This is a genomic window from Corynebacterium sp. HMSC078H07 (assembly GCF_001812805.1).
Taxonomy (GTDB): Bacteria; Actinomycetota; Actinomycetes; order Mycobacteriales; family Mycobacteriaceae; genus Corynebacterium.
In genome coordinates, this window is record NZ_KV810455.1 from 49,220 (window position 1) to 65,528 (window position 16,309).

Sequence of the window (16,309 nt, forward strand, 5' to 3'; positions counted from 1 at the left end):
GAGGCGATATTGTCCAGCGTTCGTGGGGGCTGGCAGCGTCACGCTGCTGCGAGCGCTGCATGAATCACCGCATTCACATGCGCAAATGGAATCCTCTCCTGTTCAATGCGCAGCCGGCCCGCGGTGAAGAGCTGGAGGTAGGCGCGCTGCTCTTCGGTGGTGAGGTGGGTAAGTGTGGCGGAGCCGTCGCCGGGGTCGGGGACGGCCAGGTGCTGGAATTCGGTGACGGTGGCTGTGTCCATGAGCAGTGACGTCGTGTGGGGGAAGTGAGCGCGCACGGCGTTGAGGATGGCAAAGCCGGCGGCGTCGAGGTCGCCCCAGTAGGTGATGTCGGTGTGGCTAAGCCAGCCCAGTGCGTGGAGTTGGCGGGCGGCGGTGCCGGCACCGAGGAGGGCGACGGTGGGAGGGGAGGCGTCGGAAAGCATGGGCAAGGCCAGGAAGGTTTGTTTGTTCTCCACGATGAGGACGCGGGGAGGGGTGTGCGGGAAAAGCGTGGCGGCGTGGGCTAGGGGGATTTCGATATCGCTGAGCGCTGGAGCGTGGTTGAGGTAGCGCAGGCGGATTCGGGAGTCGCTGCGGCGCAGGCCTAAGTCTGTGATGCCAAACGGCGCGAGGAGTGTGAGGAGTAGGCGGCGGTGGGTACCAATCCACTTGCCGTCCACACCTTCGACCGGCACGGCGCGCTCCCACTCGCCGGAGTCAGGGTTGGCGCGCAGCCAGGTCAGGCACGGCCCTAGGCACTCCAGGTCATAGGCGCTTAAATCCTTCCATTGGGTATAAGCCCGGCGGACGGTGTGGGCGAAGTCAGGGGAGTCCGGGAAAATGGCGGCGATGTTCCGGGCGCGCTGCCGGGCGGTGGAATACTCGCGTTCCAAGCCGGCGGCGGTGGCGATGCGCTCGGCGCCGGTGATTGTGATGCGGGTCGGGATGGTGTTCGTGCCGAGGCCCGCGCGTGACCAATTGCGGGAGGCGTAGATAACCTCCTCCTGGTGGGGCCAGCGCTGCCAAGCGCGGACAAAGTCCTGTGCGGCGTCGATATCGCGGGCGGCAGCAGCGGCGGTGGGTGGGTGCAGGGGCCAGTCGACGCACACAGAATCCGGGTCAGCCAGTGCTTGGGCAAAGTGGTTGCGCAGGAACTTTGCGGCATGGTCGTGCAGATCTTTAGGGCTGCGCATGATCGGGGTCCTGGTAGGTGGAGGCGTCGATAAGCGAATAGCCCGTGCGCGCCTGCGGGCGACCATTGATGGTGGGCTCGTCGTACTTGACCACAATCGTGCCATCCACGTAAGGAGACAGCGTCTGGATGAGCTTGAAAGGCGTGGCCAGAATCATGTGGAAACCAAAGGACGTAAAGACGGACATGGCCGTGCGCGTAAACGTAGGATCGGCGCGGTCAAAGGCCTCATCCAGAATGATGGAACCATAGGTGGGCACGTCCTGGTCCGGCTCCGCCAGCCGGAAGCGCAGGGCCGCTGCCAGGCAGAAAAAGACGAGCTTTTGGGCCTGGCCGCCAGACAGCGAGGCCGAATCCTGGTAGGTGTTGGCCGTGGTGCCATCCGGGTACAACTCGCGGCCGATAAAGCTGACGTGCCGCCGGGTATCGAGCACCACGTTGCGCCAGCGGATATCCTCTGGCTGGCTCGAGCCCAAACGGCTCAAGATCTTGTCCAACGCGTGGTAGCGCTGCAGAGCAGCCTCTTGATCATCGGCGTTGATCTCGCCCAAGCTGTGGGAAGTGGCAGCATCCAGGTCCCGCTGGAAGTCTTGGACCACCTGGCCGCGGGCATCCTTGACGTCAATGCGCAGGGTGCGCTCTCCATTAAAGGGCGAGCGCTCCAGGGACTTGTTGATGTATTCCATGCGCCTCTCAATATCGCTGCGAGCACGGCGCAGGTCGGTGGTGAGGTGGGAGAGGTTGCGCACGGTGGAGCCGTTGAGCAGCTCGAGGAAGCGGGCGCGGAAATCCGCCAGGCGGTCAGCGCGGAGGAACTTGAGCTTCTCAATGCCTTCGCCAGCGAAGCTCGCCTGTGGCTCAAGGTCCGCGGCCTCCGCCGACCACTGGGCCAGATACGTGTGGAGGACAGAGACAATTTTGGCATTGGCGTCCTCGATGCTACGCGTGGCGGTGCGGGCGGTGTTCTGGAGGCTGGCCTGGACCTCATCGCGCCGGGCATCGATGTCATCGATGGTGAGCTTGCGCTTGCCTTTGTGCAGGGCTTCTTCGACTGCTTTCGCGATGTCCTGGTTTTCGATTTCAGGCACGGTGCCAATGATGCGGCGGCGCTCCGTGGAGCGCTCGAGCTCGCCTTCGATGTTGCCCAGGTGCTTCTGGGCGTCGTTAAGCCGGGCGCGTGCGGCCTTGAGCTTGGCCTTGGCCTGCTCGTGGGCCGCGGCGAGGGCTTGGGCCTCCGGGGAGGAGGCCAGCGAGTCATACTGCTCCTGCAGATCCCGCCGGCGAGCCTCGGCGGAGGCGGTGTCGATGTCCTGGAAGGAGGTTTCCAGCACCTGTTGGGCTTTATCGCGCTGGGAGCGCAGAATGTCCACCTTCCGGTTCAAGTTCTGGACCTGCTTGGCCGTGGCACGAGCGGTGGCCTTGGCCTCCGTGAGTTGGGCGCGCAAGAGCTCAATCTTGGCGGTGTTGGTAGAGCCCACCCGGTACCAGGCGGTGCCGGTAAAGCGCTTGCGGTCATCCTTGATGAAGCGGGTTGAGCCGTCCTTATCCTTGGGGCGGCTTTCCAGGCCATCGCGGGTCACCGCCGGGGTGCTGGTGACCTGGTCCAGCTCTGCCACCGAGTCCACACACTCGTAGTTGAAGCGGCGCGAAATGTGCTGCCGCACCCAGTGCGCCATGGCGTGGTCCTGGAATTCCAGCTTGTGGATAAGCTGCCGCGGGCTGCGCGCGGACGCCGGTGGTGATGCAAACTCCGGAATGGTGCGGTACTCCAAACGGGTGCCCACGTTGCGCGAATTGACCCACTGGTTGATGGTGTCGCGGGCAGCCTCGGGAACGAGCAGGGTGGCGGCAAAACCGTGGAGGAGCTTTTGAATCACCGGCTCCCATTCCGCCTGCTGCGGGCTGATATCGATGAGCTCGCCGGCGAAGGGAAGCTCGGATTCGGCATAACCGGTATCGCGAGCCAGCTGTGCGCGCAGTTCTACTAAGGCTTTGTCGATGTTGGTGCGCCGCGAGCTAAATGAACGCAGCTCGCTATCGAGCGCGGCGCAGGCGGTGGCAGCGTCGCGGGCGGCCACGCCGGCTTCTTGCTGCTCGTTGATGAGGTTGGCGAAGTCAGCCTCAAAGTCCGCGATCCGCAGCTTCGCGTTGGCCTGGAGTTCTGCAAAGCCGTGCGGGCTGAACTCATAATCCTCCGTCCACGCGCCAGCTGCTGCAGCCAGCCGCTGGAGTTCCTTTCTGCGGTGCTCAATCTCTTTGTCCGCAGTTTCCATCTTGGCGCTTAAAGCATCGAGTTCGCCGGCGCTGAGCTGGGTCACGGCCAGCGCGGCTCGGCGTTCGGCATCATCCAGGTGCGCGACGTCAGCGTTGAGGGCCTCAGCCTGGGACTGGGCCTCCGCCAGCTGTGCTGTGAATGCGCGGATGAGGTAGTCCAATTCTTCCGCCACCAGGCGCGTGCGTACTGCCGGCAGCGCCTCACTCATGGCCTCTGCTTTCTCCTTATCCGCTTCAGCGCTAGACCGCTGAGAGTGAAGTTGGGGCAGGGTACTAAGCGTATCAATCTGCGCTTTGACGTCCTCTACCCGCAGGTAGGCCTGGCGCAAATCCTCAAACTGCTCCACGGCTTCATCCGCTCTGGTGAAGGTATCTGGCACATCCAGCATGTAATCCCTAAAGAGCTGGTCCAAGCTGGACAGTGACTTCGCGGATTGCGTGCGGTGAAGAAGGAGCTGGCCCTCCACATTCTTAATCCCTAAGCGTTTGCGGAAGCGGTCCGCAAACGTGGCATAGGTCGGCGTGAAGGACGCGCCGGGGCCCTTATACAGCGCCCTGATCTTGCGGCTATCCAGGCTGCGGGTGAGCAAGGGGCTGAGCTTATCGACGTCCTCATCGCCCGGCACCAGCCCATACAACTTCTTTACCTGGCCTACGGAGTTCTCACCGCCGTTGAGGCGGAAAATGGCGATGAGGGTGTGCTGCTTGCCCTGGCCATTGTCATAGGTCAGCGCCACCACCGAGTTGGTGGCACCTTCGCGCAGGTACTCCGGGGTAATTTCGCCGGTCTGCGTATTCTCCTGCTGCCGCCACGCTCCGCGCACGTAGGAGACCAAGTTGCGGCCGTTGTGCCGTCCGAGGTCTTGTTGCGAGGCCGCGTTGAACTTCACGTGGTTCTGGGGGACAAGGACCGCTGACATGGCATCCAGCAGCGTGGATTTACCTGAGCCCGAGCCACCCGTAATGAGGAAACCTTTGCGCGCTACCGGGATGGAAAAGTAGCCGTGAAAGGTGCCCCAGTTGATGAGTTGGATGCGGCTGATGCGGAACTGGCCTGGGTAAAGGTCCGTGTGTTTAGTCATCTGAGATGTCCTCCTCAGCGTCCTCGGTGCGTGCCAAGCGGGCGTATTCATCCCGGATGGCGGTGACCGTGGAGGCGTCGAAAAGCTGGCGCAGCACCGGGGAGACCTCCAACCGGCCTTCGGTCTCCGTGGCGCTGAGCAGGGAATAGTCATTCTGGATTCGCTTTATGGCCGCGTTGAAGCGCTTGGTGAATCCGGCCTCGTCGCGGTTATCCACTGCGCGGACATAGCCGATGCTCTCCCGGAGATCTTCTACGTCCACGATGACGCGCTCACCCGGCAGAGCCAGTCCTAGCTCTTGGCGCAGGTTCAACAAGATGGCGGTATCGATGTGCTTGAGCTTGTCCGTGCGCAGCACCTGCGGGATGCTCAAGCTCTCCTCTTCCACCATGCGGGTAAAGGCAAATCCCTCGGTCTCATCGACGACGAGCTCCAAAAAGACGTCATGCAACCGGGCGCGGAGATTGTCTTCATCTGAGATGATCGCTGACCACAGCACCGGCTCCTTCTGCGCGCGGATAAGTGGGCCCTGGAGCAGCTGCACCAAGGCGCGACGCGAGTGGTAGGTCAGCGTTCCTTTATCGTGCTCCCACAGCGGGGGCTCGTGCGCGGAATCCACGCGGGGGCTGTTGGCGGCGGTCACTGAAGCTCCTCAACGGTTGTGTGATCGAAATACATGGTGGGAATCTGCGCGGCGCGCACGGTGCCGTCCTCCTCGGTCCACGTCACCTTTTCATGCGACTCCCGCACAGCGGGCAGCGGATTTTGGTCAGCAATGTGGACCAGTCCCACCACGCTGGCTAATCCTTGTGTTGCGGGATGGGCCTGCAACACCTGGGCGATGGTGCTCGGGCCGGAGTCGCTCACTGTCTGCCGAATCGCCTCGTGCAGCTCCTCGAAATCGATCTCGGACTCGCGAACCAGCTCGTAAAGGGCGTGTGCGTCGTCTTCGCCCGGTTGGTAGGCCACGGGTGCTTCCTCGACCACCTCCCGTCCCGGGTTAGCCAAGCGGATGCGGGAGACCGAGTGGATGGACATGCCGATGCGCTGCAGGGGCGTGTCCATCCGGTGAAAGGCCTTAAGCTCTCTTGCTTGCGCGGCATCAATAGCCATACCGCGGGCTTCTCGCAGCAGCTCAATCATGCGCCGGTCCTCCGCGAACTGCTCCGAGGACACGTAGTGGCGCAGGCTGCGCGCCAAACCCGTCATGGTCTGGTTGACCTCAAAGCTGGTTTCTTCCATATCGCGGAAGAGACGACGCAGCTGCCTTCGTCTCTCCGGTGCCAAATCCTGGCCCGCTTCACTATCGAGCACCTGCTCAATCCACTGGTCCAGCCAGGCACTGCGCTCCCTATCCATAAGGAGGGAATAAAAGCCCTGGAAGCTGCGGCCCGCATCCGATTCTGCGATGTGGTCCACGCCGTTGAAGATCTCCTCCAGCACGTCACCGCGGTAGCCCTCCGGATCCAAAAGCTGCCGGCGCAGCTGGTGGTTGAGCGTTTCAAGATCGTGGCGAACTCTGGCGAAATCGCTCGGTACCGCCATAGCCATATTGAGCACATCCTGGACTCGTTCCTCAGTCTCGGCGGCAGTGAGCCTTTCAAACTGACCCAGTTGTGCTTTTTCAATCTCGCGGTCAATGCGTGCGCGTTCTGCCTCCAAACTGGCCACGCGGCTGGCGATGTCCTCATTGGTATCCCGCGCCAACCTCTGCAGAGCCGAGCTAATGGATTCCACACGCGAGGCCGTCACCGTGGTCACCGGTTGTTCCCAGCGCTCAATAGCTTCCAACGCCGATAGGGCTTCCTCGCTGGGCTCTAGTGTTTCACCCCGCGAGCTCCTTCCGGATTTACGCAACAACCAACCGGCCTTGACCCAGTCATTGCAATAGTTTTGTGGGGTGCGCGGCATGGGAAACTCGCTGGCAATCACCTCGAAATCGGTGACCATGAGCTCATAGACTTCCGCCGCCGGGCGCGCCCGAGTGCCGCGGGGAAAGTACTCCGCAATCAACGCCAGAATCACCGGCGCATTATCCGCAGCGAGGAGCCGAATCGCGGCGGAATCGTGCATCAAGCGCCGGAGTGACAGCGCGCGTGCTTCAACAGACATGATTCGATTCTGACAGGTGGGGCGGACATGCGCAGCGAAGACTGGCTCAAATATTCGAAGCCCGCTGTCTGGCATTCGATCTGCAGAGCGCAGGTCAAAATAATCACGCCCACGGAGGCGGGGCCATGAGCGAGGCTTTAGGCTGCGTCCGCTTGGTCGCCTTGCACCTCAACGCTGCCCATAAAATAGCGCGAATGCGACTTTTTCAAGGATTCCAGGGAGGGCGCTGAAATGTGGGCGATCTCCACGTCAGGATCGTTAATTGCTGCTTCGCGGCGGAGGCGTTCCTTAAGCGCTTCAGCTGAATCCGAAAGTTGTTTGATGAAAGACTCGCCTGAGCGACGTTTGTAGGTTATTACAAATTCAGCCACTGTGCTGCTCCGATTCATCTGGCTGTCCAACAAGGACTTTGGTTGTGCACGGCCCCTAATCTAGTAGGAATCGGCCATGCACGGGGAAACCCTAAATATCATTGCGAGTGAATCCCTGCTTGGCTATGGTCGAACTTCTCTTTCTGAAGGCCGAGGCGAGGGCAGGGACGTTGGCGTCGAGAAAATCGTGCACGGTGGCAGAGATGCTCTCTTTGTCCTTGGTATCACGAGTGACTCGGCCAACCTGTTGAATGACAACGCCACGGAAGCTTACAGGCGCTGCCAGGACAAGAGTATCGAGTGCGGGAAGATCAATGCCTTCGCCGGCTACCTGGGACATGGCCAAAAGGACAAAATGCGGTGTTGCGGCAAGTTTCTCACGAACGGCTTGCCTCTCGCTTGCCTTTTGCCCGCCGTGTAGCTGAAGGACGGGGAAGGGGGCGTCGGCAAGCAATGTGTTGAGGGCAGTGAGGTGTTCGCGTCGTTTCACCAGGACGAGGACCGTGTGCTTGTCCTGCGCTGCTTGTGTGATGACATCGGCGATGAGTTGGTTGCGGTGTGCATCAGCCGCCAGAGCGGTGTCGAGATCGGGCCAGAACTGGTAAGGAGCATCGTAAGTGAACTCCGTGTTGTGGACTACATAGTCGCGGCGCCCAGGGCGTTCGAGTTCGACGGTTTGGCGGATAGGGCCGCAAATGAGGGGAAGCAGCTTATCGAGACCGTCGGAACGGTAGGGCGTCGCGGTCATGCCGAGCATGAAACGAACGTTGAGGTGAGCTAGAACGTTGGTTAAACCCGCAGCGCCGACTCGGTGGCATTCGTCAACGATGATCTGTCCATAGGCAGAGAGAAAATCAGTCTTGGAATCATTGCGGCTAATGGACTGGGCTGTGACAATGTCTACCACGCCGCTGAGCTTCTTCTTGGCGCCCGAGTATTGTCCCACCTGAACATCAGGGAGAAATTGTTTCAGAGCTTGGCGCCATTGGGTAGCAAGTTCCCTCGATGGAACGATTACTGCAGTGGGGACTGAACGCTGGGCGATGATGGCACATGCCATGACGGTCTTTCCAGTGCCGGGAGGAGCAACGATCATTCCAGACTTTTGCTTGAGCATCTGTGTGACGGCGTACTGTTGGTATGGACGTAGTTCGCCGACGAATGATGCATCGATGCGCCGAGGCTTGGGCGTTCGGCTGCGGCGGGTGACGGTATATCCTGCAGTCTTCAAAATGTCGAGGACGTCATCGAGCGTGCCGCGGTCGAGCGTGAGGACTTGGTCCTTCTCATCAAAACGTACGATGAGCCGTGGAGTGCCGAAAGTGGAGAAACGCTGAGCTTGCTTTATATAAAACTGCGGGTTGGCAAGAGTGCCTAGGTGCCGCAGGGCCGTACGGGTGGTGGCGTCGACGCCCGATAAATCGACGTGGACATGTGAATCGTGCGTAACATGGACTTTTCCAGATGCCTTGAGTTTCTTCAGCTCTTCGCGGGTGGGTGCCTGGGGGAGGGATGTCTCGGGATCGGGCTGCAGCTCAGCGTAGATTCTCTTGAGCTCGGAAAGCGTTGACTTCTTCGTCCCGGCCAAAGCTTCGAATTGGTCTGGCAAAGGATGAAACTCACTGTCGACGAAGACCGTTGTACCTTCGGATCGATGGTGGCCAGCCAACGGGAGAGCAATCAGGTTACCGAAACCGCGTCCTTTCGCCGGCAGTGTGTCTTGGGATGGAAAGAACCGGTCGAAACTAGAGAAGTATGAATCCGGACTAGCCTTGGCAAGAAGCCCGATCCCTACAGAACGAGCGAGGCTGGCGGGAATAGGTTCGCCGAAGAATACCCAGACGTGAGCTCCGTTCCCAGAACGCGATACTTCAATGAGCGGATCGAGGCCCTGGTTCTTGCATTCTTCCGCGTAGGCACGGCCAGCTTGCTTGAAGTCGTCATCGTCAAAATCGCAGACCAATAGCCGGCAACTATCATCTATGCACAGTGGATAAAGGCCGACGTGGAAGCGGTTGTCTCGGCGAAGGTGTCCTTCGATCACCTTCGGTGTTAGGGGCTTTAGATCGGGATTTCTTCGGTCATAGTAGCCATTGCTGGCCGGGTACCAGGCCTTCTTCTCCGCAGTATTCTTGGCGACTGCGTAGACGTCTGTCCTCCCCGTGAAGTAATCCATGAAGAGCGTGATCTTCTCCTCCGGTGAGCGCCTTACAGTATGAACGTTTGCCGGTGGCGGTGTGTCTGCAGTACTGGGGCGGGAAGGAGTATGACCGAGGGCCTGTAGTAGTTGAGCTACCTGGGACTCCAATTCGCTAACGCGAGTCTCAAGCGCTCGGAGGCGTTCCTGTTCAGTCATGGTGCGTGTTCCTTGTGCGTCGGAACTAGTTTATCGGACGGCACGCCGTTATAAACCTTGTCGGCTTGGCGTTGTATTACTTAGAATAATCGCACGACGAGCCGGCTACCGAAACGTTGTCGCCTGGAGCCGCGTAGGCTCCAGAGCTTTGTGGAGGGCCTTCAGGGCGCAGAGATGGAGAGCGTGCCTTAACAGTCAAGCCTTGATTCTGACAGGTGTGCCGGATATACGCAGCAAGTGGAGCACTGGAGTGGCCTCTAGGCATTCGCGCACAACTCGGTTGTTCTTGAGAAGAGTCTCACTGCTAGGTGAAAGACGCTTCAGGTGTAAGTGTCATGCTGGGAAAGGAGCGCTGAAGGCTTCCTCTACGCAGATTCTCCACGAGCGCTAATCTCTGAGATAAGCAGGCACTGACTACTGAAGGACAAAGGACGGATTAAATTGACAAAGTCAACCGTTTCAAAGCCAGACAACATTAATACTTCTGTAGCTCAGGTACAGAACATGGATGAGGAAGACCGTCGCCGCTACGTCGAGTACTTAGGGCGGGAGATTGCCAATTGGTCCGCGGATCTTAACCGCCGTCTAGCTTGACCAAAGGGCTTAGGGGGTGCCGAATTGGGGTAGTTTGTGGTTACGTACGTGCGGTATGGCTACGATTGGAGGGGATTTCACTTGTAAGTGTAAAAATGTTGTTGGCGTGATAGAGAGGAAGGAGCGCCGGTGAACTCCGCTACTTTAATTAATGATCGGGTGATGATCGACGATGCTACGGTCGAAGACCTTAAGTCGTTACCTTCTCTTGGTACTGCGACTTTTCGAGCGACAGATGCGGAAGGGCGCGCGGTCACGCTGCCTATCGATGTGCAGCGACTGATTTCTCAAGTTTTAGCTTCTGTCGCGCAGCGCGGTGAAGTTACCATTTCACGCGTACCCGAGGAGCTTACGAGCACCGTCGCAGCGGAGATTTTGGGTGTCTCCCGTCCCACCCTTATGAAATGGGTTAAAGAGGGAAAGATAGTGGCTCACAAGTGTGGAACGCACACCCGTTTTAAGCGCGATAACGTGCTGGACCTGAAGCGGAAGCGGGCTGAAGAGCGTATGCGTGCTTTCAACGAGTGGCGCGCGTTCGAAGAAGAGAATCAGGGCTTTTTCTCGGAGTCCAAGGCAGGGCAGCAGGGCGAATCGTGAGGTTCTGCGAGGGGCGAGCGAACTTACTATCTTTGTGACTATGCCGCAGAGAGTATTCATTGATGCAAACGTCTTAGCGAGCCGGACGATTCTTGATTGGCTTTTTGCGTTGCAGTGTTTATCAAGGGGGATGTTTACTTTTCATACCTCGCAGGACGTGCTCGCGGAGACTTCGCGGGCCTTGCGGCGAAAGTATCCCTTTGCTCCCGGAAGAATAATTGACCACCGCATCACGAAAATTAGTGCTGTGGTGGAAGAGATCATTCAGGACTTTCCAGGCGAGCTGCCTTTCGATGGTATGGACCGCGACGACTACCACGTTCATGCGGCCGCTGTTGCTTCGTATGCCGACATCATCCTTACAAATAACTCGAAGGAAGATATAACAAGGTCTCCCGATGTGCAGCATTACGAGATCCTAGGTGCGGATGAATTCTTAATGCTTGTTCACGACTCCGCGCCTCAGCTAGTCCTGACGTGTACGAAGCAGCAGCTCGATTATTGGCAGACCCAAGAGAACTTCAGGGGTTTGGATGATGCTCTGAGGCGTGCGGACTGCCCCAATTTTGCACGAGCGGTGAGAGAAGCTTTGAAGACTCTCGCACGCCAGTAGCCACGCCGGTTCACTGGAACGGGGGCAGACGTCGCGGGAGAAATACCTGGCACTGGCCCCTGAGGATGGGACCTAGAGCCTGGCTTGGTGCAGGTTTAGTCCTTTAGTCCTGGGCCACGGTAACGCTGACGTCGATGTTGCCGCGGGTGGCCTTGGAGTAGGGGCACATCTCGTGGGCGGCGTCGGCAAGCGCTTGGGCGTCTTCCGGGTCCGCGCCGGGGATGGTGACCTCGAGCTCGACGCTGAGGAAGAAGCCCTCGGAAGCGTTGTGGAGGGTCACGCGCGCACCGACGGCGGAGTCGGTGACGTCAGCGTCCTTGTCCTTGGCCACGGCCTTGAGTGCGGAGTGGAAGCAGGCGGCGTAGCCGGCGGCGAAGAGCTGCTCGGGGTTGACGCCCTCGCCGCTGCCGCCCATTTCCTTCGGGGCGGTCATGGTGAAGTCGAGGTCGGAATCCTGGACTACGGTGCGGCCATCACGGCCGGCGCCAGTGGAGAGTGCTTCGGTGGTATACGCGGCGGTCATTCGTAACTCCTTTGTTCGTTGAGGGGTTCTGTGGCCGCCGATTGTACGCGGGAAAATAGGCTAGCTCACTCGCTCGTGGTGACGAGCTCCTTGAGAGCGTCGAGAGCCTCACGCGGGGCGGTGCCGTAGCGCTCAGTGAGGAAGCGGTGGGTGGTGTCGGGGTTGTCGAGGGAGACATCGGCAAGGTTGTGCAGCTCGGATTCGCCGGCGGCGGTCTTCTCCACGGACCAGAAGCTTTCCGGATTAAGTCCGAGCTCGGCGGCGCGCTCGAGCACGCTGAAGGTGTGGGAGGCGAAGATGAGCTGCGCGCCGTTGACGTTGATGCTGGGCTCGCGGAAGGCCTGAATGATGAAGTCCAGAAGGGCTGGGCGTAGGTAAGAATCGAGCTCATCAGCAACCAGGATGCCGCCGCGGCGCAGGACATCGAGCACAAGCGGCACGGTGGCCATCCACGTCTGCGTGCCGCCGGATTCATCGGTAAGGCTCAGCGAATAGTGTGCGGACTCGCCCTTGTGCTCGACGATGATTGCATGCAGCAGGGATTCAATTTCGGCGTCGGAGTAGGCGCGGAAGGCGTCGGGACGTCGGATAGCGCCATCGGTGCTGCTCAACGCATTAATGACCGGGCGCATCTGGCAGAAGACATGCCGTGGGATCTGGTCCTGGTTGAGCCGCACGGAATGGATGCCGGCATCGGCCGCGCGCAGCAGCGGGGCAGCCTCGTGCAGGCGCAGCTTGCCCTCACGAATAAGGGCGGTAAACCGCGCGGCATAGTTAGCCGCGGAATGCGCATGCGGCAGGTACGCCACATCATGCACCAGCGCGCGGGCCAACGGGGCGAGCACGGGGTGCTCATCGCGCAAACCGACAGACAGAATCAGCTCGGTGTCCTCAACGCGGCCAAGCTTGGCGACGTCCCCCGTATCCATAAACGTCCGCGTCCACTGCGTCTCCTCCCCGCGGCTGCGCACAAAGCAGGGAGTCCAGCGATTTGCCGGGACGCGGCTGAGCCATTCGGTATGCACACCGGTGTAGCTCCACTGGAAACCGTAAAGGTAGCGCACACCATCGACTGCAAACTCCAGCTCAAAGGTGCTGGGGCGGCGCTGGGTGGTGGGGTTGAGCCGAAACGGCGCGTGGGGTAGCTGGTTAGGCGGGGCATTATCTAGCCACTTTGTGGCAGATAAGGAAATAGCTCGCAGCGCGAAGTTCAGCGCGTCGAGCACGCTGCTCTTTCCCGACGCCGTCGGGCCCACCAGCACCGTGATGGGCTGGCTTACCGTGGCCCAGCCATCTTCGGGCGGCGTCGAGTGCGTCCAGTGGTGATAAAACGACAGCGTTTGCGTCGCGCGGATGCTGCGGAAGTTCGACACGCTGAAGGAAAGGAGCCTCATGTCCGCTACGCTACACAAGCCTGTGCGGTCGTATGTGAGGGGCCTGGTGCGTCGGCGCAGGAATCCGCAGACTAGTGCCGTGGCGAAGTACATTTCTAACAAATAACGCCCCAAAAACTCGAAGATCCAGGGCCTTAAATGATCGATCCGTACCGGCCTTTAAGAACAACGACGAGGAGCGGCAAATTGCTGTTTTCTTGGCCTGCCGATTAATGTTGCGGGGAGCGGATTCACTGCTGAACGTGGCGCGGCTGGCTTGAGGCCCGGTGCGAACATGGGAGCAGGGAATACGCGGGGCTATAGCTCAGTCGGTTAGAGCTACGGACTCATAATCCGTTGGTCCCGGGTTCGAGCCCCGGTGGCCCCACTTCCATTACCGATGTGGTGTGGTGTAGCGAAGCCTGCGGGTCAGCGTGCCCTTAATGCGAGAATCGGCGCGCTACCCGTTACGATGACCCACATGAGTGTTGAGATGGACCCGTTAATCGAGTCGCTGTATTACTGGTCCGACATTATCGGCGTCCTTCTCATGGGCATGATTGGCGGCACGATGGCCCGCCAGCGCGGCTATGACATCGTGGGCTTTTTCTTCATCGCGATGTTTTCCTCCTTGGGCGGCGGCATGATTCGTGATGTGCTCATTAACCGCGGCACGGTGGCGGCGATGAGTCAGCCGGAGTACCTGTACCTCGCCTTCACGGGTGCGCTCATTGCCCGTTTTGTCTACTTCAAGGGAAAGACCTGGGATTACGTGCAGTCCCATGGTGATGCGGTGGTGTCGGCCCTGTGGGCGTCGACAGGCGCGCTCAAAGCCATCGCCTATGGCTTGCCCTTCATTCCCTGCATCATGATGGGCGTGTTTACGGCCACGGGTGGTTCCATGATCCGTGACATTGCGATGGGCCGTGAGCCGGCGGTGTTCGGTGACAACACCCCCACCGTGATTCCGGCGGTGGCGTGCGCGCTGGTGGTGCTGGGTGCGAATTCCACGGGGCACTTGGCGTTGGGCGTCATTATTGGCCCCATTGTCTCCTTTGTATTGACCATGCTGGGTATTTGGGCGGGCTGGCGAGTGCCGGCTCGTCAGGAGTGGGCGCCGGTGAATGACACCGCGGCCTATGTCATGGTCATGGCGCGCAAGGCGGAGAATAAGGGCCGTGCCGTCGGCCGCCGCCTGGAGCCGACCAAGCTGCGCGCGTGGCGCCACAATCAGATGGAAAAAGCCCTACAGCGCCGAATTGAACGTGAGGTGCGCGCAGGCAAGCGCAGGGCCGACGCGACTATCGACGCCTCCGAGTTCCTCGATTCCTTCAACGAAGAGGTCGCCGAGATGTCCGCGGAGATGGCGGCGGCCTCCTCCGATACCGACTCTGACTTCGGCGTAGACCTTTCTGGTGATTCTTATGATGCTCAGAACACTGATGGCCCCACGCCGCGTGAGCTGTTGGACCGAATTTTGTCTGATGACAAGCTCACCGATGAGCTGGTGGAAAAACTTATGCGGCGCTATGAGAAAAGAGATGATTAGAAGCTAATAAATACGTTAAGGTAAGTGGGTGCGAGAGGAGTCAAAGGTGAGAATTGTTCGGCTGAGCCACAGAGTAGTGGCAGCGCTGACCGTAGTGTGTGCTGCGGCAGCTGTGTCTACTGGGTGTACTGCGGACACCTCACCCGTGGACACTGAAGGCCTAGACCTTATCACCACCGATATATTGGAACCACCAAATTCTCTCATCCCAGCAGACTCCAATGATGTTTGCGGACACACCATTATCAATCTGGTGTATTCCGGCCTGATGTACCTGGACAAGCGCGGGACCCCGCACTACGACATGGCGGAGTCCGTGACCCAGGTCAACGATACGACCTATGACGTGGTCATCCGAGACGACGCAGTCTTTGCCGATGGCTCCGATGTCGATGCCGAGGACTTCGTGGATACGTGGAATACTGCTGTGCGCCAGTCCCTGCTCTCCGCCCATCATTTCGAGCCGATCCTGGGATTCCATGAAGGCCAGAAGAACATGCGCGGGCTGAAGGTGACAGGGAAGAAGTCCTTCCGCATTGAGCTTTCCCGCCCCACCAGCGGCTTCCTCGAGCGCTTAGGTTATTCGGTGTTCTTCCCCATGCGTTCTGAGGATCAGGATGAGCTCAGCGAACGCGGTACCGATCCCATTGGCAACGGGCCATATGTCTTGGCCTCGTGGGAGCACGAAAAAGCGCTGACCGTGGTGCCCAATCCGCGCTACACGGGCCCGCGCACTCCGCAGAATGAGGGCATCAAGTTCGTGATTTACCCTTCCGAGGGGCAGGCCTATAAGGACTTGGTGTCAGGAGACTTGGACGTGCTCGTCCACATTCCGGCGGAGAAGCTCGGCACCTTTGAGGAGGAGTTGGGTTCGCAAGCTTTTAGCAGGCCAGTGGGTTCCATGATGGAAATCACCATCCCGGCTAATGATTCCAACTTCACCGGCGAGGCAGGTCGCCTGCGCCGCCGAGCGTTGTCGATGGCCGTGGACCGCGACAAGCTGGCCACCGAGCTGTTTTATGACACGGTGATTCCAGCGAATGGTTTTATCGCGCCGCTGCATGGAGAGATGCCGCCAGCACCGCAAGATGCGGAGGCGTTGACTCACCAGCCAGACAAGGCCCGCGAGCTCTGGGCCAAGGCAGAGAAGATGGATCCCTTCGAAGGGACCTTCAGCATTGCCTACAACGTCGACGGCAGCCATAAGGAGTGGGTCGATGCAGTGGCGAAGCAGATGACGGATACCCTCGGTGTGCAGGTGGAAGGCCGTCCCATCGATACCTTCAAGGAGCTGCGTCAAGAGGTCACCGCGCGCCATATCACCGGCGCGTTCCGCACCTCTTGGCAGGCGGAGTACCCAGACGAGTCGTCCTTCCTAGCGCCGCTGTTTGCCTCCTACTCGGCGGCAAATGAGTCTGGTTTTGAGAATCCGGAGTTCGATAAACTGCTGGAGAAGGCCGGTAAGGCTCGAACCAAGGACGAGGCCCACGAGTATTATGCCCAAGCTCAGGACCTGCTGGTGGAGGCGATGCCAGCGATTCCGTTGTGGACGTCGAAGTCCTTGGGCGCGTATGGCAAGGATATTGTTCCGGCAGGATACACATGGAAGCCAACGCCCAATTACTATCTGATTCACCGCGCTGAGCGCTAAGGCAGTCTGGTTCTCCAAGGCTTCTGGCAGCATTGAGGTC

Annotated in this window: 13 protein-coding genes and 1 tRNA gene; 6 read left to right on the forward strand and 8 right to left on the reverse strand. The window is 59.6% G+C overall.

Annotated features, from left to right (window positions below):
• Positions 1–38 precede the first annotated feature (38 nt).
• The 6 genes from HMPREF2875_RS03250 to HMPREF2875_RS03275 form a co-directional block, all read right to left on the reverse strand.
• Complete coding sequence (locus HMPREF2875_RS03250; protein WP_070670213.1) at positions 39–1,175, reverse strand: DUF3322 domain-containing protein; 1,137 nt, start codon at positions 1,173–1,175, stop codon at positions 39–41.
• Positions 1,162–4,530, reverse strand: a complete 3,369-nt coding sequence (locus HMPREF2875_RS03255; protein ID WP_070670216.1) for an ATP-binding protein — start codon at positions 4,528–4,530, stop codon at positions 1,162–1,164. Before HMPREF2875_RS03255 ends, HMPREF2875_RS03250 begins: the two co-directional genes overlap by 14 nt.
• Positions 4,523–5,173: a DUF4194 domain-containing protein gene (locus HMPREF2875_RS03260; protein ID WP_070670219.1), complete on the reverse strand. Its 651-nt coding sequence runs from the start codon at positions 5,171–5,173 to the stop codon at positions 4,523–4,525. Before HMPREF2875_RS03260 ends, HMPREF2875_RS03255 begins: the two co-directional genes overlap by 8 nt.
• Positions 5,170–6,642, reverse strand: coding sequence for a DUF3375 domain-containing protein (locus tag HMPREF2875_RS03265; RefSeq protein WP_070670222.1), 1,473 nt, complete (start codon positions 6,640–6,642; stop codon positions 5,170–5,172). Before HMPREF2875_RS03265 ends, HMPREF2875_RS03260 begins: the two co-directional genes overlap by 4 nt.
• 137 nt (positions 6,643–6,779) lie before the next feature.
• Positions 6,780–7,013 (reverse strand): hypothetical protein, encoded by a 234-nt coding sequence (locus tag HMPREF2875_RS03270; protein WP_083311832.1) that lies wholly within the window; start codon positions 7,011–7,013, stop codon positions 6,780–6,782.
• 91 nt (positions 7,014–7,104) lie between these two features.
• Positions 7,105–9,369 (reverse strand): DEAD/DEAH box helicase, encoded by a 2,265-nt coding sequence (locus HMPREF2875_RS03275; protein WP_070670228.1) that lies wholly within the window; start codon positions 9,367–9,369, stop codon positions 7,105–7,107.
• A gap of 441 nt (positions 9,370–9,810) precedes the next feature.
• Between HMPREF2875_RS03275 and HMPREF2875_RS13650 the strand changes: the two genes are divergently transcribed.
• From HMPREF2875_RS13650 to HMPREF2875_RS03285, 3 genes are all read left to right on the forward strand, one after another.
• On the forward strand, positions 9,811–9,963 hold the full coding sequence (locus HMPREF2875_RS13650) for a hypothetical protein (RefSeq protein ID WP_158395941.1): 153 nt from the start codon (positions 9,811–9,813) through the stop codon (positions 9,961–9,963).
• Between the two features lie 129 nt (positions 9,964–10,092).
• Positions 10,093–10,560, forward strand: coding sequence for a helix-turn-helix domain-containing protein (locus HMPREF2875_RS03280; RefSeq protein WP_083311833.1), 468 nt, complete (start codon positions 10,093–10,095; stop codon positions 10,558–10,560).
• Positions 10,561–10,600: 40 nt separating this feature from the next.
• Positions 10,601–11,173 carry a PIN domain-containing protein gene (locus HMPREF2875_RS03285; protein ID WP_070670322.1) on the forward strand — a complete coding sequence of 191 codons (573 nt, stop codon included), beginning with the start codon at positions 10,601–10,603 and terminating at the stop codon, positions 11,171–11,173.
• Positions 11,174–11,276: 103 nt separating this feature from the next.
• Here HMPREF2875_RS03285 and HMPREF2875_RS03290 read toward each other — a convergent pair whose 3' ends face one another.
• Positions 11,277–11,696: an organic hydroperoxide resistance protein gene (locus HMPREF2875_RS03290; protein ID WP_070670233.1), complete on the reverse strand. Its 420-nt coding sequence runs from the start codon at positions 11,694–11,696 to the stop codon at positions 11,277–11,279.
• Between the two features lie 65 nt (positions 11,697–11,761).
• Positions 11,762–13,090 (reverse strand): AAA family ATPase, encoded by a 1,329-nt coding sequence (locus tag HMPREF2875_RS03295; protein WP_070670236.1) that lies wholly within the window; start codon positions 13,088–13,090, stop codon positions 11,762–11,764.
• 293 nt (positions 13,091–13,383) lie between these two features.
• On the opposite strand from HMPREF2875_RS03295, the gene HMPREF2875_RS03300 reads away from it, so the two are divergent.
• From HMPREF2875_RS03300 to HMPREF2875_RS03310, 3 genes are all read left to right on the forward strand, one after another.
• Positions 13,384–13,457 (forward strand) — tRNA-Ile (locus HMPREF2875_RS03300).
• Positions 13,458–13,541: 84 nt separating this feature from the next.
• Positions 13,542–14,618: a trimeric intracellular cation channel family protein gene (locus HMPREF2875_RS03305; protein ID WP_371327551.1), complete on the forward strand. Its 1,077-nt coding sequence runs from the start codon at positions 13,542–13,544 to the stop codon at positions 14,616–14,618.
• A 76-nt stretch (positions 14,619–14,694) separates the two neighbouring features.
• Positions 14,695–16,269 carry an ABC transporter substrate-binding protein gene (locus HMPREF2875_RS03310; RefSeq protein ID WP_246817021.1) on the forward strand — a complete coding sequence of 525 codons (1,575 nt, stop codon included), beginning with the start codon at positions 14,695–14,697 and terminating at the stop codon, positions 16,267–16,269.
• The last annotated feature ends 40 nt before the right edge of the window (positions 16,270–16,309 follow it).

Coding starts and splice junctions, on each gene's coding strand:
- HMPREF2875_RS03250 (WP_070670213.1), bottom strand. CDS start 1,175: ATGCGCAGCCCTAAAGATCTGCACGACCATGCCGCAAAGTTCCTGCGC.
- HMPREF2875_RS03275 (WP_070670228.1), bottom strand. CDS start 9,369: ATGACTGAACAGGAACGCCTCCGAGCGCTTGAGACTCGCGTTAGCGAA.
- HMPREF2875_RS03285 (WP_070670322.1), top strand. CDS start 10,601: ATGCCGCAGAGAGTATTCATTGATGCAAACGTCTTAGCGAGCCGGACG.
- HMPREF2875_RS03305 (WP_371327551.1), top strand. CDS start 13,542: ATGACCCACATGAGTGTTGAGATGGACCCGTTAATCGAGTCGCTGTAT.
- HMPREF2875_RS03295 (WP_070670236.1), bottom strand. CDS start 13,090: ATGAGGCTCCTTTCCTTCAGCGTGTCGAACTTCCGCAGCATCCGCGCG.
- HMPREF2875_RS03255 (WP_070670216.1), bottom strand. CDS start 4,530: ATGACTAAACACACGGACCTTTACCCAGGCCAGTTCCGCATCAGCCGC.
- HMPREF2875_RS03290 (WP_070670233.1), bottom strand. CDS start 11,696: ATGACCGCCGCGTATACCACCGAAGCACTCTCCACTGGCGCCGGCCGT.
- HMPREF2875_RS03265 (WP_070670222.1), bottom strand. CDS start 6,642: ATGTCTGTTGAAGCACGCGCGCTGTCACTCCGGCGCTTGATGCACGAT.